We start from the raw sequence: 23,446 nt of genomic DNA on the forward strand, positions 1-23,446 counted from the left end.
TTTTTATAAAAAAAATTAATCTTTCTTTTTGCTTAAGTCGTAATCTATACGCACATGATGAATACTCATCAGCATATTTTTAAAAATTAGCGCTGCATCATTGATATCACGCATAGTAATATTCGCATTTTGGAACTGTTTCTGCAGCAATTTATGGTCGATAATCTTATCCACTAAATTAGAAATAGACTTTTGGGTAGGCTCTTTTAATGCACGTGAAGCCGCTTCTACCGAGTCGGCCATCATCAGCACCGCGGTTTCTTTAGAGATAGGAATCGGCCCTGGGTAGTGAAATATTGTCTCATCCACCAATTTATCGGGGTTATTAAGTATAAACTCGTTGTAAAAATAATCCACCCGCGTTGTACCGTGGTGTGTACGTATAAAATCAATCACCACCTCGGGTAGCTGATGCCGCCGCGCAATCTCCACACCCTTTAAAACATGGGAAATAATAATTTGGGCACTCTGCTCGGAGGTAAGCTCCTGGTGAGGATTAATTCCATTTTTCTGATTTTCGATAAAGTAAAGCGGATTGATCATCTTCCCGATATCATGGTATAAAGCACCGGCACGCACCAGCAACGGACTACCGCCAATTTTATAAATAGCAGCTTCCGCAAGGTTGGCCACCTGCAGCGAATGCTGAAACGTTCCTGGCGCCTTAATGGACAGCTCTCTTAGCAGCTTCGAGTTACTATTTGTCAGCTCCATCAGTGTTAGGTCTGACACAATACCAAAAAGACGCTCGAAGGCATAAATTAATGGATACGCCAATAAGGTTAAACCCACACTTACCACAAAAGGTGTAAGATCGGTCCAGTAAATATTATTCAAAGACCCATTCCTGGTAATGGTAAGCCCGATATAACCTACAAAATACGTCGCCAATATTAATAAACTTGAAATTAAAAACTGCTCCCGCTTCACGAGTGTACGGATGCTATAGATTGCCACCAGCCCCGACATAAATTGCAAAAAGACAAAATCGTAACTATTGGGCACAAACAAGGCCGATATGAGCACCATCAGCAGGTGAATATTTAAGGACACACGGGTATCGAAAAGAATTCTAAAAATAATAGGCACCCCACAATAGGGAATAAAATACAAACTGGAGATCTGCATTTTTATAGCCCAAGACAACACACCCAACATACACAATATGACGATAAAAACAATGGCCAGCAGCCTATTGTTATTAAATATCTCCCTTCTAAAAAAGAAGAAAAACACCATTAATAAAGTCATAGCAAGACCGACCAACATAAACTGCCCCAGGGCGACATAATTTTTATTACCCGTAATTTTGGCTTCATCCTCAAAAACTTTACGTAGCGATTCCAGCTTCTGGTAGGTTTCGTTATTAATAATTTTATCCTTTTCAGCTATCAGCTCCCCTTTTTGAACCATGCCGCGGGTGGTGGAAATATTCGCTAAAGCCGTTTGCTCCACCTTTTCGGTAAGGTTTTCATTAAAAATAAAGTTTACGGTGACATAATTTTTAAGCACTTCGGCAAGCCATTTTTTCTTGACAATACGACTATCGTTATCCAAATTGCGCTGCATAAAATCGTTAGCCTCGTCAATGCTAAAACAATCTACCGTATTTTTCTGTATGGCCACATTATTATTTAGCAGCGTAAAATTATAATTCGCATCGGTAGCACTAACCTTGTCATTGTCGGCCCCCTTCGTTTGGTACCTATTATTCAACGACATTACGCCACGATTATACACCGCATTTAAGAGCTCCACCCCTTTACCTTTATACAGATCCAGCTTTAAGGATGGCACCGTATCCATCTGGCTACTCTGCCATTTTTCAGCAATATCTGTTGTAAACTGGTCAATCTGCTCCTTGCTTACGGTTAGACTTAGGTTATAAATTGGCTGTACCGTTTTTAAAATCTGCTGCCGATCTTTATCCATCTCCTCCTTTGTTTTTAATATCGCGAAGTTATAGGGCGATACCAAATTCTCATGGTTCCACGCTTTCCCTTTTTGAAATTCATATTCAAAACGAGGCTGCTTGGGTAAAAAGATACATATCAATACCACGGTAAAGATTACCATCCCGAATTTAAAAATCGGTGAGTTATTCTGCAGTTTTGCGTCTACGTAATTTATTTTGAGTTTTGCCACGGAAAAAGATTACTGTTTAAAGCAAAAGTAGTTAATATTCACCATTTATTGCTACTGCCGACCTGCAACCACAAAAAATTGTAGCCTTAGATAAGATCTTAAATTGTATATTTACCCCTTAAATCTAAGAACTCAACATATGTCAGCAGCGCAACATATTATAGCCCCATCTATTTTGGCCGCAGATTTTGCTCATCTATCCCAGGATATTGAAATGGTAAACGAAAGTGCAGCCGATTGGTTTCATATCGATATTATGGACGGGGTATTCGTACCCAATATTTCTTTTGGCTTCCCCGTTATGCAGGCTATTGCTAAACATGCCAAGAAGCCTTTAGATGTACATTTAATGCTTATAGACCCAGACCGATATTTGCAGGCTTGTAAAGATAACGGCGCTCATATTATTACCGTTCATTACGAGGCATGCAGGCACCTGCACCGCACGATATCGGCTATTAAGGAGCTGGGCTGTAAGGCTGGTGTGGCTCTGAACCCTCATACACCTGTGCAGGTATTGACTGATATTATTCATGATTTGGATCTGGTATTGATTATGTCAGTGAACCCAGGCTTTGGCGGACAACAGTTTATTGAGCACAGCTATACGAAAATAGCCACACTTCGCGCCCTTGCTGCCGATAGAAACCCAAATTTAATTATCGAGGTTGATGGCGGCGTAAACCTTGCTAATGCCGGAAAATTGTTGAAAGCCGGCGCAGATGCTTTAGTGGCTGGATCGTTTGTTTTTAATGCAGAAAACCCGACAAGCACCATACGTGACTTAAAAAATATCGACATAAGTCAGCAGCGCATTTAGTTGCGCTGCAGCACTTATACTTCCCAAATTCCATCGCTGTGTTATTTTTACACGGCTTCGTAGCGATGAAATAGATAAGGGCACCTGCCCTGCCCTCCATTTTTGTGCTTTATTCAGGCTGAAACCTCGGAAAGAATGATCAGCTCTACCGTAAAACAGCACAGGTAAAGAATGTGATGCCCATCAGTTTAGAATAATTCCAAATTGTGCTTAAAGGCGCTTAAATTGTATTTAAAATTTGATTTTTAGTATTTTTGTGCGGGATAATAAAAAATGACCTGGGATCATTATAGGTTATTTCAAACGTAGAACATTAAAACATTTAAATAAATGGCATTTGATATAGACATGATCAAAAAAGTTTATTCTCAATTCGAGGAGCGTGTAAATGCGGCTCGTAAAATTGAAAATAAACCATTGACACTTTCTGAGAAAATTTTGTACACGCACTTGTGGAATGGCAACGCTACACAAGCGTATGAGCGTGGTAAGTCGTATGTTGACTTTGCACCGGATCGCGTAGCGATGCAGGATGCTACTGCACAGATGGCTTTATTGCAATTTATGCAAGCTGGCCGTGCTAAAGCAGCCGTGCCTTCAACGGTTCACTGTGACCACTTGATCCAAGCACGTGATGGCGCGGAGCAGGATTTAACACGTGCGAAAAATGAAAGTTCAGAGGTTTTTAACTTCTTAAGTTCTGTTTCAAATAAATATGGTATTGGTTTCTGGAAACCAGGTGCGGGTATTATTCACCAAGTAGTTTTAGAAAACTACGCTTTCCCAGGTGGTATGATGATCGGTACAGACTCGCATACCGTAAATGCAGGTGGTTTAGGCATGGTTGCCATCGGTGTTGGTGGTGCTGATGCTTGTGATGTTATGGCAGGCCTTCCATGGGAGCTTAAATTCCCTAAATTAATCGGTGTAAAACTAACCGGTAAATTGTCGGGTTGGGCAGCGCCGAAAGATGTTATATTGAAAGTTGCTGGTATTCTTACTGTAAAAGGTGGTACAGGTGCTATCGTTGAATACTTTGGCGAAGGTGCTGAATCGTTATCCTGTACAGGTAAAGGTACTATTTGTAATATGGGTGCGGAGATTGGTGCGACAACATCAACTTTCGGTTACGACGAATCTATGGAGCGTTACTTACGTGCTACAGGTCGTGAAGAAGTTGCTGATGCTGCCAACGCAATTAAAGAACACTTAACGGCAGACCCTGAGGTGTACGCTAACCCTGAGGCATACTTCGACCAATTAATTGAAATCAATTTATCGGAGTTAGAGCCTTCATTAAACGGCCCTTTTACTCCAGATTTATATACTCCAGCATCCCGTATGCGTGAGGAGGCTGAGAAAAATGGCTGGCCTACAAAAGTAGAATGGGGATTAATCGGTTCTTGTACCAACTCTTCGTACGAAGATTTGGCTCGTGCTGCATCGATCGCGCGTCAAGCTATTGAAAAAGGTTTGGTAACGAAGGCCGAGTTTGGTATTAACCCGGGGTCAGAGCAGGTGCGTTATACTGCAGATCGCGATGGTTTATTGAAAACTTTCGTAGACCTTAACGCTACAATCTTTACCAATGCTTGTGGTCCATGTATTGGTATGTGGGACCGTGCAGGTGCGGATAAAGGAGAGAAAAATACAATCGTGCACTCGTTCAACCGTAACTTCGCGAAACGTGCCGATGGTAACCCGAATACCTTTGCATTTGTAACTTCTCCGGAAATGGTTGCTGCCATTGCAATCTCTGGTGATTTAGGTTTTAACCCGGTTACGGATACGTTAACCAACAAAAACGGAGAGCAGGTTAAATTAGACCCTCCTACTGGTGATGAATTGCCATCGAAAGGTTTTGATGTTGAAGATTCTGGTTACCAGGCTCCTGCAGAAGATGGTTCTTCGGTGGTAGTAGAGGTATCTCCTTCTTCAGATCGTCTTCAGTTGTTAGATCCATTTACACCTTGGGAAGGTACAGACCTTAAAGGTTTGAAGTTGTTAATCAAAGCTAAAGGTAAGTGTACGACAGATCATATTTCTATGGCTGGCCCTTGGTTGAAATACCGTGGTCACTTGGACAATATTTCCAACAACTTACTGATTGGTGCTGTTAACTACTTCAACGATAAAACAGATACCGTTAAAAACCAACTTACAGGTGAATATGGTGCTGTTCCAGCAACACAACGTAATTATAAAGCGGCCAATATCGGTACAATCGTTGTTGGCGACGAAAATTATGGTGAAGGATCTTCTCGTGAGCATGCTGCCATGGAGCCTCGTCATTTAGGTGTTCGCGCTGTGTTGGTAAAATCTTTCGCTCGTATTCACGAAACAAACTTGAAAAAACAAGGTATGTTGGGCTTGACGTTTGCGAATAAGGAAGATTACGACAAGATCTTAGAAGATGATACGTTTGATATTTTAGGTTTAACCGAATTTTCGCCTAACGTTCCTTTGACATTGGTAATACACCATGCGGATGGTACGGAAGAGCAAATTACGGTGAACCACACTTACAACGCGCAGCAAATCGAATGGTTTAAAGCGGGTGGTGCCTTAAATATTATCCGTGCAAATCAAGCTAAATAATATTTGTAAATCCAATAATTTATTAAAGGAGCTGTCTCGTTAAAAGACAGCTCCTTTATACATTAGCTATACGCCAGTAGCCCCAAGGCTTTAAGACCGTAGCTACACAATAAAGATTAATATTTTCACAAATTCTGTTATGCATGTATTTGGTTGTGCATACTATTTTCTCTTCATTATAAGTATATATGTTCAGTAAACTATCTGCGCTCTTTTTAGGAGCAATGGCTTTGAGCACCACATTGTTTGCTCAGGAAACGGCCGTACCAGAAACAGCCGGCAACAATGGTGTGGCCAAGAGTATTTTTAACCCGCGCTATAACCGCCTACAGAGCAATAAAGGGAAGTTCTTCGCACACTGGGGTTATAACTTCTCCAGCTATGCCAAAAGTGATATCCGTTTTCAAGGACCGGGATATGATTTTACCCTAGAAAAGGTTAAAGCTTCGGACAGACCTACTAAATTGGGATGGACGTATATTAACCCTGCTGAAATCACTATTCCACAGTTTAATTTCCACTTTGGTTATTTTATAAAAGATAATTACAGTATCTCCTTGGGTTGGGATCATATGAAATATGTAGTCGACAGACCACAGACCGTACGCTTCCGTGGCCATGCCAATGAGTTGGTTTCTGACCCACAAGTTTCTTCGGGCGTCTTCGGCCAGCTTAAAGATGGTGATTATGTAACTTTGGACGAAAGCAACCTTTCTTTTGAACATACCGACGGTTATAATTTCGCAGCTGTGGGTATCGAACGTTACGATGATATCTGGGTCTCACGTACCGGTAAGTCTTATGTGAACATGGAAACTGGCTTGGAAGGTGGTCTTTTGATCCCTCGTTCGGATGTGCGCTTATTTGGTCTTGGACGGAACCACTTCTGGAATATTGCAGGGTATGGTTTTGCCGCAAAAGCGGGCGTTCAATACCACTTCTTAAAGTGGATGTATATTCAAGGTAGTTTTAAAACGGGTTTTACCGACCTTAGTAGTATTCGTACTACCGGCAGAAGAGGTGTTGACAAAGCGTCGCAGTTTATCTGGTTCTACGAAAATCTTTGGGTTTTAGGCTTTAAGTTTTAAATTTTAAGTTTTAAGTTTCCATTAGGGTATGCAGGGTGTATTTTCAGGCCTGCATACCCTACTGTTTAAACGGATAAAAAATTTACCCCATGGCAGGGATAGCCCCCTAAGGGAATTCGGTAAAAAACCGCATATCTGCCGTTCAGGAAAAGTTATTGGCTCCGAAAAATGCCGTATTCTCCCCTACATTTCCGCCGCGAATAGATACTATATTTCGGTTGTATTCCTCTCGCTATTATCAGATTATCAGTACAACCTATACTCTCCAATCTTCGTCGTTATTTTCTTTTAAACCACAGTATTATTTTTTTTACTACAGCCATAGCCGCAACTAAGATTGTACCTGCCAGCAATCCAAAGGTTATTTGTCGTAAGGTCTCGGGCCAGGATACCAGGTAATGATGCAGAAAATCAATCTTATGTGCAAAAATATCGCCTGATACGAGTATTAGGGCTACCGTACCTACGACAGCCAAAATCCGTATAATGAGGGGTAGGGCTTTTACCAGCAGGTGTCCTAAACTTGCTAAGGGGCCCTTATTTTTACTGTGTTTTATTAAGTTAAAACCCGCATCATCCATTCGCACAATAAGCGCTACAATACCATATACCCCAATTGTTGCCAGCAATGCAACGATAGATACGGTGAGCACCTGCACGGTGAGGCTACTGTTTAAAACAGTTCCCAAGGCGATTATTACAATTTCTATGGAAAGAATAAAGTCGGTAGCAATAGCAGATTGCACTTTTTTCTTTTCGAGCTCGGCGGTAAGTGGCGCTGATGTTTCGGTGACCTCGGTAGTTTTTTTTTCCTTCCTATGGAAAACGTATTCTACAATTTTTTCTACGCCTTCGTAGGCTAAATAGGCGCCTCCCAATACCAAAATTACCTTAATGGCTACAGGGAAAAATATATTCAAAAATAGGGCTATCGGCACTATAATAACCTTATTCAGCAAGGATCCTTTGGTTATAGCCCATAAAACCGGGAGCTCCCGGGAGGAAACAAAGCCTGTTGCCTTTTCGGCATTTACAGCGAGATCATCGCCCAGTATGCCTGCTGTTTTCTGTGTCGCTATTTTACTGGCTACTGCTACATCATCCATTAATGCGGCAATATCATCCAAAATAGTAAATATCCCTGAAGCCATCGTATCGTTGAGTTTATTTGAAACTAAAATAGAAATTTATTTAAATATTTTAACCGTCTTTTAATAGATGAATACGAATTATTAATAAAAATACTAAAGTTTCTACCCAAGTAATTCTTGGCTACAAAATCCAAAAAAATAGCCAAAAATATTGAGTAATTGTAACGAAACTATTCACATCTTTGTGAAAGATAATTAAACTACTAAGATGAATAAATTAGCACTCTTTTTTGTGGCCCTGCTGATGCTATGTGCCACTGTAAATGCGCAAACAACGAAAACCTTTCGTATTGAATATCAGGTTTTATCGTCCAACACAAAAGACAATGCTGTTTTCTTAAAAGCTTGGACCAATAAAAATGCGTTTCGTGTGGTACCTTTAGAGGAGTCTAACGGTATTTATATCGCAAATAGAGCCCAACAAACAGCCCATGTTTTAATGCCTACAGACGAAACCTATGCTACGGTATACGATGGTACGGAGGAGGATGAATGGGCTAATTTAACCGTTGATTTTGTACCCAACAGCAGCAAAAAAATCGCAGGGTATACGTGTAAACTTGCCAAAATTAGTATACCAAGCGACGAGGATACCGACGAGGATGCAGCCGCTGTGGAGGCAGATCGGGAAATCCATATTTGGTATACTACCGAGGTGCCCAACTTGTATTGGGGAGAGTTTTCATTTTTAAAGCGTATTCCAGGGGCTGCATTGGAGCTCACTACAGATGGTAATGGTATTGTTGCGAGTAAGGTTGTACAAGACAATCTTCCGGATAGTGCCTTCGAAATTCCGGCGGACTATACCGAAACAACATTCGACGATGATTATGGCGATTTAAATGTTGCCGAAGACCGCAGTTTATACAGCGATGACAGTGGTCAGCTTTATGGCTTGCAGGATGAAGAGGGTAATGCCTTAACGCTGCCAATCTATTCGCATATCGGCTATTTTAGCGATGATATTTCTGTCGCCATCGACACGAACCAAATGTATGGTGCTATAAATAAAAGTGGGAAGGTCGTTATTCCTTTTAAGTTTGAATTCTTAAGCTATGACGAAAACTCGAAACAATACTTATACTCGGATAATGAAAATTATGGTTTATTGGATGCGCAAGGTAAAGTTTTTATCCCCGCAAAATATGAGTCCTTAAATTTCTTTAACCAGGGTTATGCTATTTTTTCTAAGGCCGGAAAGTATGGTATTATTGATACCAAACAAAAGGTGGTGGTACCAGCGCAGTATGAAATGATCTCGGAACATAACAAGCTTTCCTTTACCGTGGTAGATGGGATAACCTACGATTTGTATACCATAGCGGATAACAAACGTGTTGCCGGTGGTTTCGAGTTGCTGTCTTTATCGAATGATAGTAACCTAATTTTAGCGCATAAAGATGGTAAATATGGCTTTATCGACGAGAAAGGAAAAACTGTCATTCCTTTTAAATTTACATTCGCCAGCTCTTTTGCAGACGGCCAATCGACCGTAACGGAAGACGAGGAAATGGAAAATATCTATCAGATTGATACCAAAGGTCAAAGAATAAAGGAATAGGCTACTATCCTGTATGGAGCTTTTAAGAAAAAAATGAGGTGTCTTTTTTGGACACCTCATTTTTTTTATTTCCAGTTTAACACCGCTTTAAATAGAATTTTCTTATCGATGAGGTTGTAGTCCGCGTCATATGTTGGCGCATAAAACAGCAGAAACAGAGGCTTCCTAAGATCTTTTACGGAGATGGCTCTATCTTCTTCAATAATATCAAAACCTTGAATGCTACGTCGGCCTACCCAATTTGTGGCATCTCCTTTTGGATTTGGGTCCATACGGTGATCTTTTGCGGAGCTAAAATACCAATAGCTGGGGGCATCATTGCAAATAAACATCCGCTTCTCCGCATTGAATAGGCTTTCGGCCATCCCCGTATTTTCAAACCAAGCTACCTCTAAATCAGCTTCGCCAAGAGCGGATTTGTATACATCCTCATCTGTTGTAGCGCCGACAAGAAAACCTTCTGCACCTTTGCTCTCAATTTGGAAGGCAAATGTTTTTTTACTTAATGTATAGGTATCATTTTCTGCTACCACCTCCTTATTATCTTGAAAAACTCTAACTTTAAGCTCCTGAGCCTTGCTGCTCATGCTTGTAGAAAACAAAAATAGGGCTACAATACAATTTTTAATCATGTCGCAAAATCTATAATTTTATGGCGCCAAGGTAAGGAAAATAGATCTATTTTTTGTCTTCATTATGGATCTCCAATATCGAAATAAATTGTTTTTTATCCTGCTCTTCTTCGCCCAACAGGTATCCCCAAGGTTTAAGATCTTTAATTCGGTCGAAGATTATTTTACAGATCGCTAATACTGGAATTGCCAAAAACATCCCCGATATACCCCACAACATCTCGCCCACAATGATGGCCAGCATAGCAAACAACGAATTTATCTGCACTTTAGAACCTACAATTTTAGGTACAACAAAATTTCCATCGACAACGTGTACTAAAACCATGGCCAGGACCACAAATAATACATGAGTCAACGAGGATGTGGCAAATGCGATAATCGATACAATCAGCATTGATGTGAAAATACCAATATAGGGTAGCACATTTAATACCCCAGTAATAATCGCTAGCATTAAGCTGTATTTTATTCCTATAATACTTAAAGCAATAAAAGTTAATGCTGCGACAATAAACATTTGTATAACCAGACCTATTAGGTAACGCTTAACGACATATTGTATCTGCATCACAATATCCATTACTACGTTATGATGCGACTGATTATTTAGTAGCAGAAAAAAACGCACAATGTGGGAGCGATAGATAAGTATAAAAAATGTATACAAAAATGTGAATACCAAGAGTACAAACAACGATGATACCGACAACAGCGCTATACCTAATATGGCGGTGCCCTGCCCTATGGATTTGGTTGCTGTATCGGTAATATAATTCATCTGCTCACTGTAATTGATATGAAAGGTCGTTTCCACCCATTTTTGTAGCTGCTTAATGCCATTTACGATCTGCTGTTCAAAAGCAGGCCAATCTTCTTTCATGTGCGTTAACTGCGATCCTATTAAGGTAAAGACGCCTATCACTAATGTGGTAAACAGCAGCAAAGCGACAATTGCCGCCAAGGTGCGCGGAAAACGTAACTTGTTTTCCATAAAACGTGCAAATGGGAGTAAGAGTAGAGCGATTAAACTTCCTAGTATTAAAGGAGCAATAATCGTCTGCCCAATTTTAGCGATATAAACTAATGCAATAATACTTATTAGCGTACACGCAAACTTGACATAAAAAGGTAAGGTTAAAAATTTATGCATGGTAATAATGTTAATAATATCGTTTAAAAGATTAAACTACTGAAATGCGTTTTTGTTTAATTAATTTGCAATAAATATAGAATTTGAATTGCACTGTAGCGTAAAATCGAAAGCCTGCTTTACAAAAATAAAATAATCCATAGTTTTATAGGACATAAAACGTAAGAAGCCTTACCCTTAAATATGAAACCATGCGTTCCAGAAGATTTAATTTAACCGCGCGCCTGCAAAGTTTAGTTTATGCTTTTAATGGCCTCAAAATACTGCTACGCGAAGAACATAATGCCCGTATACACGCAGTAGCCGCCTGTGTGGTGCTGGCACTTGGCTATATGCTACAGCTAAGCCAAAACGAGTGGATCGCCATTATCCTGAGTATTGGCTTTGTATCTGCTGCCGAGGCTTTAAACAGCGCCATCGAAGCTTTGGCCGATTATACATGCCCGGAACACAATACAGGGATTAAAAAGGTCAAAGACCTCGCTGCTGCGGGCGTATTGATCGCTGCCCTAACAGCGTTACTAATCGCTGTATTGATTTTTATCCCGAAATTGTACGCGATGCTTGTTTAGGCTATTTAAAAGACTAAAAACCAATGCAGGACAATGGCGTACTACATTTAAATACCTGCCTAATCGCAACCTTCGATCCCGCAGGATGCGGCGTCCGTATCTGTTTTAAGTTCCTGCAGGGTGTTTCCCTTCGACCAATCTTCCAAGGCCTGCTGTATCGTTTGCTCAAACAGCTCCTGAGGTTGCGCACCCGATACGGCATATTTTCTAATGTACACAAAAAATGGGACACCACGAACACCGATCTGTCGGGCTTCGTGCATATCCATCTTCACCTCATCATCGAGCTCTCCCGATAATAACACCTCCTCCAATTGCACCGCATCTATACCTATCGTTACGGCCAGTTGTCTTAATACCGCTATATCATCGATGTTTAAGCCATCGGTAAAATAACTTTTAAATAAAATCTCCTCCGCTTCATCCTGTTTACCATAGCGTTTTGCTAAATGGGCAAAAACATGCGCTCGGAAGGAGTTCGCCACAACGGCTTTATCCATATTATAGGTCAGTCCCTCCTCTTTGGCCATCTCGCCAACCTGCGCACTTAGCTGTGCTGCCTGCGCTTTAGGCATGCCTTTATGCTCGGCCAGATAATCGTCGATAGTAATATCCGGATTCGTTACCAACTCCGGATTTAGCTGGTAGCTTTTCCAAACGACCTCAATCTGATCTTTATTTGGTAAACGGGCTAAAGATTTTTCCAGTTTACGCTTCCCGATATAACAAAACGGGCACATCACATCGCTCCACACTTCTATCTTGAACTTTTCCATATGGTTTATTTTAGCTGTAAATATAATAGCTTTTCAAGTGTATACGCAGCTTTTCAAGTTCAGATCTATCGAATTTTACTTTTATAGGATAATCTGAAATTAGGACTAGTGCCAGGCTATGTGTAACTTTAGTTACTTTATACCTTTGTTTACCTTTGTATATTTGCTGCAACAAGCATTGACAAGGGCTCTTGTTATACGACATAATAAACAACAGCAAAGGTATTTCGTTTAAAAAGAAGGGATTAGGATGAAAATAGAACAAATTTATACAGGTTGTCTGGCGCAAGGTGCCTATTATATAAGCTCAAACGGAGAGGCTGCTATTATAGACCCACTCCGGGAAACTAAACCTTATCTCGATCGCTTAAACCAGGATAAGGTTACGCTGAAGTATATTTTTGAAACCCATTTCCACGCCGATTTTGTGAGCGGGCATCTGGATTTAAGTCAAAAAACGGGTGCTCCTATTGTGTTTGGACCTACAGCACAACCCGCCTTTGCTGCTATTATCGCGGAGGATCATCAAGTCTTTACAGTAGGCGATGTAACGCTAAAAGTCTTGCATACGCCGGGGCACACCATGGAAAGCAGCTGCTACTTGCTCTTCGATGCTGCAGGAAAGGAACTGGCACTCTTTAGCGGCGACACGTTATTTTTAGGTGATGTGGGCAGGCCTGATTTGGCGCAAAAGGCGGCTAACATGAGCCAGGACGATTTAGCGGGCCTCTTGTACGATAGTATTTACGGCAAGATCCTTCCGCTACCCGATAGCCTTACCATTTATCCGGCACATGGCGCCGGCTCGGCATGCGGAAAAAATATGATGCAGCAGACGGTGGATACTTTGGGCAATCAAAAACAAGTTAATTATGCCTTAAAGCAGCCCAATAAACAAGCCTTTATACAAGCTGTAACCGAAGGCCTCCTGCCGCCACCTGCCTACTTTGGCATGAATGTAGCGCTTAATAAAAAAGGTTACGAAAGCTTGGATAAGGTGTTAAACCAAAGCCTTGTTGGCCTCGATCCGGAAACCTTTGCGCAACGTGCGGAAAGCACAAATGCCTTACTGTTAGACACCCGCGATGCAGGGGATTTTGCGAAGGGCTTTATTCCGCAATCTATAAACATCGGTATTAAGGGTGATTTTGCACCCTGGGTAGGTAACTTAATTGCCGATGTAAATCAGCCCATTCTATTGGTTACCGATCCGGGCCAGGAGGAGGAGGTGATAACACGGTTAAGTCGCGTCGGTTTTGACCATGTCTTAGGTTACCTGAAAGGAGGTTTTGAAAGTTGGCTTCTTGCAGGGAAAGAGATGGATACGGTAAACCGAATTACCGCAACAACGCTGGTTGACCAGCTGAGCAACACACCCAAGGTAATAGATGTCCGTAAGGAGGGCGAATATGAAGCGGAACATGTGGCAGAGGCTTTTAGCAAGCCATTAGCCTATATAAATAGTTGGATAACAGATATCGACCCGAAGGAGCATTTTTATATACACTGTGCCGGAGGGTACCGCAGTATGATTGCAGCCAGTATATTACAGGCCCGCGGGTATAGGAATTTTTCAGAAGTTGCTGGCGGGTATAAGGCGTTGTTAGAGGCGGGCGCTCCGCGCACCGACTTTGTTTGCCAAAGTAAGACCCTAGGCGCATAAACATAAGAGACATGGAACAACTTGACCGTTATTATTGGGAAGACCGCTGGCAGTCGGACAACACGGGGTGGGATATTGGAAAACCATCTCCCGCTATTGTTTCCTATATGGAGCAATATCCACATAAAGCAGCGCGTATTCTAATCGCTGGATGTGGCCACGCGCATGAAGCTGCTGCTTTGGCTGCACTGGGATTTACCGATATTACCGTTCTTGATATTGCAGAGACAGCAACCGAAAAAATTCGGCATAAATATCAGCATATAAAGGAAATAAAGGTTATTTGCGAAGACTTCTTTACGCATAATGCCCACTATGACTTGCTTTTGGAACAGACCTTCTTTTGCGCCATACCGACGGAAAAAAGAGTGGATTATGTGCAACAGGCAGCCAACCTGCTGGCTCCTAACGGTAAGCTTGTAGGTTTGTTGTTTAATAGAAACTTCGATATGCCTGGCCCCCCTTTTGCTGGAGGGATAGCGGAGTATAGCGCTCTATTCGCGCCTTTTTTTACGTTTCAAACGCTGGCACCTTGTTTCAACAGCATACCGGCAAGGGCAGGAAAAGAGTTGTTTATAAATTTTAATAAAAAGTAAGAACTAAGAAGTAAAAAATATAAAAAAGCTGTAGAATGTAAATAGGTCTACAGCTTTTTTATGTTTATTTGCCGGTTATACGTGCTTCAATGGCATCCCAAAGGGCTATTCTTTTGACTAAAGCTTCTTTGGCAACCTCCTGAATTTCCTGCCACTTTTTAGCATCATCGCCACCCAAATAATGGATCATTTTCATCGCCAGCGGTCCATGCTCATCGCCATCAAGATCAATATGCCGCTGGAAGTAGTAGATAAACCGATCCAAATCAGCTTCAGGAAAGTTCGCTTTAAGCTCGGTTAAGATGGAGGTAAACATATCTGGAATTAAATCTTCACGGCCAAAGGTAAAGGCAGAAGCAATTTTATGCAATTCTCCCGTAGCAATAACTGAAAAACTAAAACTTAAAAAGTCTTTAATACGGTAATCTAAGCTACTTTTTTCAATAACCTCGAAAATTGAATTTCCTGCAGACACCTCTTTTAAAAAACCTAAAACCTCGGACACATCGGCACCCATATGTTGCATGGCATCCAAATACATCTCGAAATGACTTAAGCGGCGCCCATCGAAATATTCATCCGACTCTTCGGCAAGAACAATTTCGTTTATTAAGTACCTTACATCGGGGTTCGGACTCGCAAACCATGGCACCTGGGTACAGGTTAGGTTTATCTGCAATGCCTTTAATAAAGACATAAAATCCCATACGGCATAAACATGCCCCTCAGTAAATATTTTAAGGTCAGAAATACTATTTATTCTTTTATATAAAGCGTGATGTAATAAAGCTGCGCGCTCTTCACGAATGAAAGCATTCGTTTCTTGAATTTTTTCCATATGCAAAGATACATACGGCTTTTGAAATTTAATACAACCGATAACACGGTAATGTAATTAAATGAAATTGCCTTTACTCTCCTATTCTTTTTCGGCTTAGCCAAAAAATGGGTAACCCAAGCCTTCGTTTACCTACTGGCTCAAATTACCCATTTCTTACCCCCAGAGATAAACTAAGTTACTCCTTAATAAGAGATCTATCGAGATGAACATAGCCCCCATCCACGTGAATTAACTGCCCTGTGGTATGGCTTGACTTATTGGATAACAAGAATAGTGTTGTATTTGCTATCTCCTCAGCTGTGGTCATCCGATGCTCCAGCGGAATACGATCCGTAATTTTTCGTAGTGTCTCCTCTGGATTATCCAAGGTACTAATCCACGAATCGTACTGCGGTGTAGCACACTCGGCGACGATAATCGCGTTTACACGAATACCAAAAGGCAGTAATTCTACGGCCCACTCCCGTGTTAGCGCATTTCTACCGCCGTTGGAAGCCGCGTAGGCCGAAGTATTTCCCTGTCCAGTTTCAGCAGTTTTAGAGCTGATATTTACAATACTCCCTTTGGCCAGCTTAAGGGCATCCAAGGCATGGTGCGCCATCAGGTAATAGTGTATTAAGTTTTTGTGCAAGGAGGCCACAAAAGCCTCATAATTACCCGAAGCAAGGCCAACGCCATCGTTGTGCCCAGCATTGTTCACCAAGCCGTCTATACGGCCAAAAGCCTTTAACGTTTCAGCAACAGCATTTTTGCAATCCGCTGGATTGGAAAGCTCGGCTTCAACAGAAAATGCCTTGCCACCTAAAGCAATAATTTCATCTTCCACAATTTTGTTATCCGTCTGCTTTCTACCGACAATAACCGGGATTGCCCCTTCTTTAGCAAGTTCAACTGCGATAGCCTTACCGATACCTTTAGCAGCACCCGTAACGATAACAACTTTATCTTTTAAATTTAAATTCATTACACTCTCTTCTACTACTTAATTTGATAAAAACGTACGGCATTATTACCCCAAAAGCCTTCCAGTGCTATAGGACTATAGTTTTGCAAACTATGGGCTACCACATGCAAAACATCTTCATAGGACGCAGCCAATAAACTTACCGGCCAATCCGAGCCATAACAAACGCGGTCTAAACCAAAGGCAGATACAGCATGATCGATGTATGGTTTAAAATCCGCTACCGACCAATTCTCCCAATCCGCTTCCGTTACCAAGCCCGAAACTTTACAGTATACATTCGGGTAACGCGCCAACTCTCGTATAAAGGAAGCCCAATCGTTAAAATCTTGCGTTTTAATGTTAGGCTTCGCCATATGATCCAGCATAAACTGCTGGTTCGGATTTGCCGCTACACAGGCCAGTGTACTGGCATAATGTATAGGTTTTACCAACAGGTCGAAGGTATAGTTGTACTGGGTCAACGCTTCCAGGCCACGCTGAAAATCAGGGCGGATTAAAAAATCGGCATCAGTCTCCGCCTCAATTATATGCCTGAAACCTTTTATAATTGGATGCTTAGCGAATTCTGCAAGCTGCTCGTTTATATTTTCGGCACGTAAATCTACCCAGCCCACTACCGCTTTCACCATTTTATAGGCCTCCGCCATTTCGACCAGAAAAGACGTTTCTTGCACCGACTGATCGGCTTGCACCACGACAGCACCATCGATATGGTTCTTTTTCAAGGTTCCTGAAATATCGTTAGGCAAAAAGTTACGCTGTATTACCTGCATATCGTCGGTAATCCAGGCGTCTTTTACAGGCTCATATAACCAGAAGTGTTGATGGGCATCTATACGCATAATTTTCTATTTTTTATAGGCTACAACCTCCTGACGTTGCTCGCCTAAGAAGTCGGCCCCTAACTCAATAACATCACCAGCTTTCAAGTAAATTGGCGGGTTAAAGCCTAAACCTACCCCAGCAGGCGTACCTGTAGATATCACATCTCCAGGCAGTAATGTCATAAACTGCGACACATACGATACAATATGAGGAATGGAGAAAATCAGGTTTTTAGTATTACCATCCTGGTACGTTTTCCCATTAACCTTTAACCATAACCTTACATTGTTGACATCAGCAACCTCGTCTTTGGTCGTTAAAACAGGCCCCATAGGCGCGAAGGTATCACAACCTTTACCCTTATCCCAGGTACCACCGCGTTCGATTTGAAATTCACGTTCTGAAACATCATTGTGCAAAACATAACCCGCAACATAATCTAAGGCATCTGCTTCGTCAACATAAGAAGCCTTCTTACCGATAACCACACCAAACTCCACCTCCCAGTCTGTTTTAACAGAATTTTTAGGAATAACAACCGTATCGTTAGGCCCTACCAATGCCGTTGTAGCCTTCATAAAAATTACAGGCTCTGTCGGTGTCGCCGCTCCCGTCTCTTCGGCATGGTCTTTATAATTTAAACCAATACATACAATTTTCGAAGGGCGCGTAAAAGGAGCGCCAAAGCGTGTTCCGGCAGGTACCTCTTGCAGGCTATCGCGATTCGCTTTTACAAAGTCTGCTAAGCGCGCTAAGCCATCATTTTCAAAAAACTGCTCATTATAGTCGCCACCAAAGGCAGAAACATCATAATTTTTTCCTTCGATCTGAACACCGATTTTTTCTTTTCCAGCGTCACCAAAACGTATTAATTTCATGAATACTAATTAAAAAAAGTACAAAGTAAACCTTCAAAAAGATAGAATCCGTAATCCTATCTTCTCTGGTTTATCTAAAAATCTAGTTATTTAATTTAACAAAACCACCATCAATAGGGTAATCGTTCCCTGTGATAAAAGCAGCATCGTCTGAACATAAGAACAAGGCTAATTTAGCAATTTCTAATGGATTTGCCATTCTACCTATAGGCTGCGAATTGGAAAGCTTCTCGAACATTTCAGTTTCCTTTCCAGGGTAGTTTTTAGCAATGAAACCATCCACAAACGGAGTATGTACGCGCGCGGGTGAAATGGAATTACAACGGATATTATCTTTCAGGTAATCACGAGCAACAGAAAGGCTCATGGCATAGATAGCACCTTTACTCATGGAATAGGCAAACCGGTCGGTAATACCCACCAATGCAGCAATAGAAGCCAGGTTTAAAATTGCACCGCCACCGTTATCCTTCATTACCGGAACAACAGCATGCAATACATTATAAGCCCCTTTAACATTAACATTAAAAACACGCTCAAAATCTTCGGTTGTACAGTTTTCCAAGTTACCAACATGCGCAATACCGGCATTATTCACTAAGATATCCACTGTTCCAATTTGTTGCACCACCTGATCGACCTGCGCCTGATCGGCTACACTGCAACTATGAACAGCCGCACGGCCACCATTTTCCTGAATACCCTTTACTACAGCCTCAGCACCTTCGGCATTAAGATCCAAGATATGAACAAAAGCCCCTTCTTGGGCAAACAATTCAGACATAGCTTTTCCAATACCGCTACCTCCACCTGTTATAATCGCTACTTTACCAGCTAATTTAGCCATTTTATATAATGTTTAAGTTTTAATTTATACTGTTATAAAGATACACCTCTACGCCAAGGGATAAAATCATCCTGACCTAATTTTACCGCTTTAGGTAATTCTTCACCACTAGCCACCTTCAATACATAATCCAAAATGCGGTGTGCCGACTCCTCAATCGTCTCCTCACCATCGATAATAGTACCGCAGTTGATATCAATAATATCCGGCATTTTCTCGAATGTTTTGGTGTTTGTAGCGATCTTTATTACCGGCGTAATCGGATTTCCTGTTGGCGTTCCAAGGCCTGTTGTAAACAACACAATATTAGCGCCGGCAGCAACCTCCGCAGTAGTACTTTCCACATCATTGCCCGGCGTACATAACAGATTTAGACCAGGGCCATTTGCCAGCTCTGGATAATCGATAACCGCCACAACCGGCGATGTACCTCCTTTTTTTGCTGCTCCCGCAGATTTTATCGCATCGGTAATTAACCCATCACGAATATTTCCTGGAGAAGGGTTCATATAAAAACCAGAGCCATCCGCTTCGGCCTTGGCATTATAGATTTTCATGAGGTGCATAAACTTTTCGGCGGTATCTTCATCGATACAGCGATCACTCATCTCCTGTTCTACACCACATAATTCGGGGAACTCCGCCAAAATTACGGACCCACCTAAGGTTACCAAAATATCAGACAGATAACCCAAGGCAGGGTTCGCAGAAATACCCGAAAAACCGTCCGAACCACCACACTCTAAACCGATACACAGTTTAGCTAAACCCGCAGGTTTACGCTCCTGTTTGTTCGCAATAGCGAGACCGGCAAAGGTAGCCTTAATAGCCTTTTGCATCAACTCCTGTTCCGTACCTTCAAACTGCTGTTCAAAGACATACAACGGTTTATCAAAATTAGGATCTCTTTTTGCAATTTCAGCCTTCAATATGGAGGCCTGTGCATGCTGGCAGCCCAAGCTTAAAATGGTAGCACCCGCCACATTAGGGTGTGTAATATAACCCGCCAATAAACCACATAAGGCGTCAGAGTCCATACGTGTACCACCGCAGCCCATATCGTGGTTTAAAAATTTTACCCCGTCGACATTTGGGAACAAACGATGTTTGGCTTTATTCGCTTTAGCCGAAGAAAGATCAACAGACAATAACTCGTCAATAGAAGCACCGGATTGGTATTTGGCAATCAGCTCATCTACCTCATCCGAGTAATCCTTACTTTCCACCTGATAACCCAGCTTATCTTCCAAGGCTGCTTTTAAGGTCAGCACATTTCTATTTTCACAGAATACCAAGGGTATCACCAACCAATGATTTGCCGTACCCACAGCGCCATTGGAACGGTGAAAACCATTAAATGTTTTATCGGCAAACGCCGAGACATCAGGTTTTTCCCAAGCCAGCTTACGGGTACCCAGCTTAAAATCATCCGAAGCATGTCTTAAATTATCCACATCAATAAGTGCCCCCTGCTGTAGGTCAAAATTCACCTTTCCAACCAGAACACCATACATAAATACTTCCGCATCTTTAGGCATGGCATCTATGGTAAACTTATGTTTGGCAGCCACATCTTGCAACAAAGCAAACGTTTTACCAGCAAAATTTACTTCAAATCCTTTAGGCAGATCACGCAAGGCAACCAAAACATTATCCTTTGGATGAATCTGCACGAACATTAACTTCTCTCTTATCATTATATTAGCTCAAAAATCTTATCCATTATCACCCATTTTTCACCCGGTTTAGCGCCCGGTAAAGCTTGCTGGTACTTCCACATCAGCTGCTCCCACTCCTGCACCTTGTCGTTTTTAGCATCCGATGCAGCCTTAGCCTCAAAACTAAATGTATCGTTTACATCCATCAGCATAAACAAGCGGTTTCCAAAACGATAGATCTCCATTTGTTCAATTCCAGAGGCTGTGATAGCGGCTTTTATCTCCGGCCATACCGCACGGTGGTAGGCTTCATATTCGGCTATCAGAACAGGATCATCCTGTAAATCCAAGGCTAAACCATATCTTCTCATATGCATTAATTATTAATTTCTTCTTCGACTTCTTCCACAGGTACAGATCTATTGTTCCACGCAAAGAGGAACACCACTATAAAACATACCAATACAACGAGATATGACAACTGTATATTATGCGATAAATCGGTTATATGACTTGCTAATGGTGGAATAATAGCGCCACCAACAATAGACATAATTATTAAAGATGATGCCGTTTTTGTATGCTTTCCGGCCCCTTCTATACCTAAAGCAAATATCGTTGGAAACATAATAGACATAAAAAATGTCATCCCCACCAAAGCATATAAGGTAATCATGCCTGATCCATTGATGACCACCAAACAAAGGATTGCTGCGATAATACTGTACAGCAGCAAGAGCCGCGCAGGAGCGATATACCGCATAAAGAATGTACCTACAAAACGACCTGCCATAAATAAAAACCCGGCCAATGTCGCGTAATATTTACTGTCTTTGCCCGACATATGGAGGGCATCCTCGGCAAAGACCAACAGAAAGCTAAACACATAAATCTGCGCCCCAATATAAAAAAACTGCGCCACCACGCCCCAGCTTACACGCTTCCGCTTTAGGGCTGCTAAAAAGCCCCCGGAACCTGCTTCGGAAGCATCATCCTCTTCCTTAATTTCCGGCAACTTGGTGAAGAAAAATAAAAGGGCAACAAATAAAATAATAAACCCTAGCACCAGATATGGCCCTTTTACCAAGGCTGTTTCGGCTTGTATATAGGCTAATCGAGCCTCCTCTGTTAAAGCAGCAACCTGGTCTGCCGACATCGGCTCATCGCCTAATATCAATAATCCACCTAAATAAGGGGCTAAAGTGGCCGCCAAACCGTTGAAAGATTGTGCAAAATTAAGCCTCTGTGTTGCTTTTGCAGGGTCACCCAAAACAGTGATATAAGGATTCGCTGCCGTCTCTAAAATCGTAAGGCCACAGGAAAGCACAAACAAAGCCCCTAAAAAGAAAGGATAACTGATGGTATTTGCTGCAGGAATAAATAAGAAACATCCCAAGGCAAATAAACTTAACCCCACAAGAATGCCGGCTTTATAGCCATAACGCTGCATAATCAATCCGGCAGGAATTGCCAGGAAAAAATAAGCTACAAAAACAGATGAATCGACTAAGGAAGCTTGAAAGTGACTTAAACTGAAGGCACTACGTAAATGTTTAATCAGAATGGGATCCAAATTATGGATAAAGCCCCAAAAGAAAAATAAGGAGGTAATTAAAATAATGGCAAATGTATACTTCTTCCCTTGTGTCATATCATCAATGGTGTAAATTGGTAAAGCACTAAGTAAAGAAAATTACCTTTTTAAAAACTAAACGTATTTACCAAATAGATAAACAATATTAACATAATGGCGGAAATATCTTATTTTTGTAAGAATATATACTTTAGTATAGCATGAAATTAAAACAGCTTACCCTTAATCACAACGCTATTTATCAAAGCTTCCAGGTACGTAGAGACGAATACCCGTTAAACCATAATTCGTGGCACTGCCACGAACACCTGGAGTTTATTTATATCTATAAAGGATCTGGAACCTTGTTTATCGGCGATTGTATACAGCCGTTTATGGCTGGCGACAGCGTTTTAATTGGAGCGAATATGCCCCATTACTGGTTGTTTGATGAGGTCCATAACAGCGATAATGCCTTGCCTATAGATTGCATTGTGATACATTTTAAAAAAGATTTTGCCGGTAAAGATTTCTTTTTTCTTCCAGAACTTAAGCAGCTTAAGGATCTAATACAGAAAGCAGAAAAAGGATTGTTTCATAAAAACCATAAGGGTGCCAAGCTGGCCATGCTCTTTCAAGAACTCTTGGCAAGCAATTCTACCCATAGGTTACTATACCTGCTACAAGCCTTACATAACTTCAGCAGCTTAGCTGTAAAACAACTCGTCAGTGCAAACTACTCTGCCCTAAACAGCAACACCGACGAACAGCGGATGAATGATATTATGGAGTATATCCGCAATAATTATAAAATGAAAATTGAATTGGATAAGCTGGCGAAACAAGCCAAAATGACCAAAAATTCCTTCTGCCGCTATTTCAAGCAACGTACCGGCAAGACCTTAATAGAATTTGTATCCGAAATACGAATTAGCAATGCCTGCCGACAGTTAAAGTATAGTGATATGAGCATAAAGGAGGTTTGTTTCGATTGCGGGTTCAACAACTTCGTAAGCTTTCACAGGATGTTTAAAAAACAAATCGGAACTACACCGGTTCAATTTAGAAACAGCATCCCCTTGTTAAAAAATAACCATTAACA

At 41.4% G+C, this 23,446-nt stretch carries 21 protein-coding genes; 8 read left to right on the forward strand and 13 right to left on the reverse strand.

Translation table 11 applies throughout. The annotated features are described in order from the left end of the window. Positions 1-15: 15 nt before the first annotated feature. On the reverse strand, positions 16-2,145 hold the full coding sequence (locus ACL9RF_RS06595) for an HD family phosphohydrolase (protein ID WP_422799808.1): 2,130 nt from the start codon (positions 2,143-2,145) through the stop codon (positions 16-18). A 139-nt stretch (positions 2,146-2,284) separates the two neighbouring features. Here ACL9RF_RS06595 and rpe point away from each other — a divergent pair, with 139 nt between their 5' ends. The 3 genes from rpe (at position 2,285) to ACL9RF_RS06610 (ending at position 6,651) form a co-directional block, all read left to right on the forward strand. After that, entirely contained in the window at positions 2,285-2,965 is a 681-nt protein-coding gene (gene rpe, locus ACL9RF_RS06600; protein WP_422799809.1) for a ribulose-phosphate 3-epimerase, read from the forward strand. Positions 2,966-3,295: 330 nt separating this feature from the next. After that, positions 3,296-5,563 (forward strand): aconitate hydratase, encoded by a 2,268-nt coding sequence (locus ACL9RF_RS06605; protein WP_422799810.1) that lies wholly within the window; start codon positions 3,296-3,298, stop codon positions 5,561-5,563. A 188-nt stretch (positions 5,564-5,751) separates the two neighbouring features. Next, positions 5,752-6,651, forward strand: coding sequence for a hypothetical protein (locus ACL9RF_RS06610; protein ID WP_422799811.1), 900 nt, complete (start codon positions 5,752-5,754; stop codon positions 6,649-6,651). A 278-nt stretch (positions 6,652-6,929) separates the two neighbouring features. On the opposite strand, the gene ACL9RF_RS06615 is transcribed toward ACL9RF_RS06610, so the two are convergent. Continuing rightward, positions 6,930-7,802 carry a DUF808 domain-containing protein gene (locus tag ACL9RF_RS06615; RefSeq protein ID WP_422799812.1) on the reverse strand — a complete coding sequence of 291 codons (873 nt, stop codon included), beginning with the start codon at positions 7,800-7,802 and terminating at the stop codon, positions 6,930-6,932. 208 nt (positions 7,803-8,010) lie between these two features. Here ACL9RF_RS06615 and ACL9RF_RS06620 point away from each other — a divergent pair, with 208 nt between their 5' ends. Beyond that, positions 8,011-9,363, forward strand: coding sequence for a WG repeat-containing protein (locus ACL9RF_RS06620; protein WP_422799813.1), 1,353 nt, complete (start codon positions 8,011-8,013; stop codon positions 9,361-9,363). Between the two features lie 65 nt (positions 9,364-9,428). Here ACL9RF_RS06620 and ACL9RF_RS06625 read toward each other — a convergent pair whose 3' ends face one another. Together ACL9RF_RS06625 and ACL9RF_RS06630 are read right to left on the reverse strand one after the other, a co-directional pair. After that, on the reverse strand, positions 9,429-9,995 hold the full coding sequence (locus tag ACL9RF_RS06625; protein WP_422799814.1) for a hypothetical protein: 567 nt from the start codon (positions 9,993-9,995) through the stop codon (positions 9,429-9,431). 46 nt (positions 9,996-10,041) lie between these two features. Continuing rightward, a complete protein-coding gene (locus ACL9RF_RS06630) occupies positions 10,042-11,148 on the reverse strand; it encodes an AI-2E family transporter (RefSeq protein ID WP_422799815.1) in 1,107 nt (368 codons plus the stop codon). A 191-nt stretch (positions 11,149-11,339) separates the two neighbouring features. Here ACL9RF_RS06630 and ACL9RF_RS06635 point away from each other — a divergent pair, with 191 nt between their 5' ends. Further along, complete coding sequence (locus ACL9RF_RS06635) at positions 11,340-11,720, forward strand: diacylglycerol kinase family protein (protein WP_422799816.1); 381 nt, start codon at positions 11,340-11,342, stop codon at positions 11,718-11,720. Between the two features lie 59 nt (positions 11,721-11,779). Here the strand turns inward: ACL9RF_RS06635 and ACL9RF_RS06640 are convergent, their stop codons facing one another. After that, on the reverse strand, positions 11,780-12,496 hold the full coding sequence (locus ACL9RF_RS06640) for a DsbA family oxidoreductase (protein ID WP_422799817.1): 717 nt from the start codon (positions 12,494-12,496) through the stop codon (positions 11,780-11,782). Positions 12,497-12,746: 250 nt separating this feature from the next. Between ACL9RF_RS06640 and ACL9RF_RS06645 the strand changes: the two genes are divergently transcribed. Together ACL9RF_RS06645 and ACL9RF_RS06650 are read left to right on the forward strand one after the other, a co-directional pair. Further along, complete coding sequence (locus ACL9RF_RS06645) at positions 12,747-14,159, forward strand: MBL fold metallo-hydrolase (RefSeq protein WP_422799818.1); 1,413 nt, start codon at positions 12,747-12,749, stop codon at positions 14,157-14,159. An 11-nt stretch (positions 14,160-14,170) separates the two neighbouring features. Then, on the forward strand, positions 14,171-14,755 hold the full coding sequence (locus tag ACL9RF_RS06650) for a methyltransferase domain-containing protein (RefSeq protein WP_422799819.1): 585 nt from the start codon (positions 14,171-14,173) through the stop codon (positions 14,753-14,755). 64 nt (positions 14,756-14,819) lie between these two features. Here the strand turns inward: ACL9RF_RS06650 and ACL9RF_RS06655 are convergent, their stop codons facing one another. The 8 genes from ACL9RF_RS06655 to fucP form a co-directional block, all read right to left on the reverse strand. Beyond that, complete coding sequence (locus ACL9RF_RS06655) at positions 14,820-15,593, reverse strand: DUF3050 domain-containing protein (protein ID WP_422799820.1); 774 nt, start codon at positions 15,591-15,593, stop codon at positions 14,820-14,822. 178 nt (positions 15,594-15,771) lie between these two features. Next, positions 15,772-16,560 carry an SDR family oxidoreductase gene (locus ACL9RF_RS06660; protein ID WP_422799821.1) on the reverse strand — a complete coding sequence of 263 codons (789 nt, stop codon included), beginning with the start codon at positions 16,558-16,560 and terminating at the stop codon, positions 15,772-15,774. A gap of 14 nt (positions 16,561-16,574) precedes the next feature. Further along, positions 16,575-17,405, reverse strand: coding sequence for an amidohydrolase family protein (locus ACL9RF_RS06665; RefSeq protein WP_422799822.1), 831 nt, complete (start codon positions 17,403-17,405; stop codon positions 16,575-16,577). Between the two features lie 6 nt (positions 17,406-17,411). After that, positions 17,412-18,266 carry a fumarylacetoacetate hydrolase family protein gene (locus ACL9RF_RS06670; RefSeq protein ID WP_422799823.1) on the reverse strand — a complete coding sequence of 285 codons (855 nt, stop codon included), beginning with the start codon at positions 18,264-18,266 and terminating at the stop codon, positions 17,412-17,414. An 82-nt stretch (positions 18,267-18,348) separates the two neighbouring features. Then, the gene (locus ACL9RF_RS06675) at positions 18,349-19,113 is read right to left on the reverse strand and encodes an SDR family NAD(P)-dependent oxidoreductase (RefSeq protein ID WP_422799824.1); all 765 of its coding nucleotides are present in this window, start codon (positions 19,111-19,113) and stop codon (positions 18,349-18,351) included. A gap of 32 nt (positions 19,114-19,145) precedes the next feature. Beyond that, complete coding sequence (locus ACL9RF_RS06680) at positions 19,146-20,810, reverse strand: UxaA family hydrolase (RefSeq protein ID WP_422799825.1); 1,665 nt, start codon at positions 20,808-20,810, stop codon at positions 19,146-19,148. After that, the gene (locus tag ACL9RF_RS06685) at positions 20,810-21,142 is read right to left on the reverse strand and encodes an L-rhamnose mutarotase (RefSeq protein ID WP_422799826.1); all 333 of its coding nucleotides are present in this window, start codon (positions 21,140-21,142) and stop codon (positions 20,810-20,812) included. Before ACL9RF_RS06685 ends, ACL9RF_RS06680 begins: the two co-directional genes overlap by 1 nt. 5 nt (positions 21,143-21,147) lie before the next feature. After that, entirely contained in the window at positions 21,148-22,422 is a 1,275-nt protein-coding gene (gene fucP / locus ACL9RF_RS06690; protein WP_422799827.1) for an L-fucose:H+ symporter permease, read from the reverse strand. Between the two features lie 143 nt (positions 22,423-22,565). Between fucP and ACL9RF_RS06695 the strand changes: the two genes are divergently transcribed. Further along, positions 22,566-23,444 carry an AraC family transcriptional regulator gene (locus ACL9RF_RS06695; RefSeq protein WP_422799828.1) on the forward strand — a complete coding sequence of 293 codons (879 nt, stop codon included), beginning with the start codon at positions 22,566-22,568 and terminating at the stop codon, positions 23,442-23,444. Positions 23,445-23,446 lie beyond the last annotated feature (2 nt).

It is taken from the genome of Sphingobacterium sp. Mn56C, from assembly GCF_049319645.1.
Lineage (GTDB): Bacteria > Bacteroidota > Bacteroidia > Sphingobacteriales > Sphingobacteriaceae > Sphingobacterium.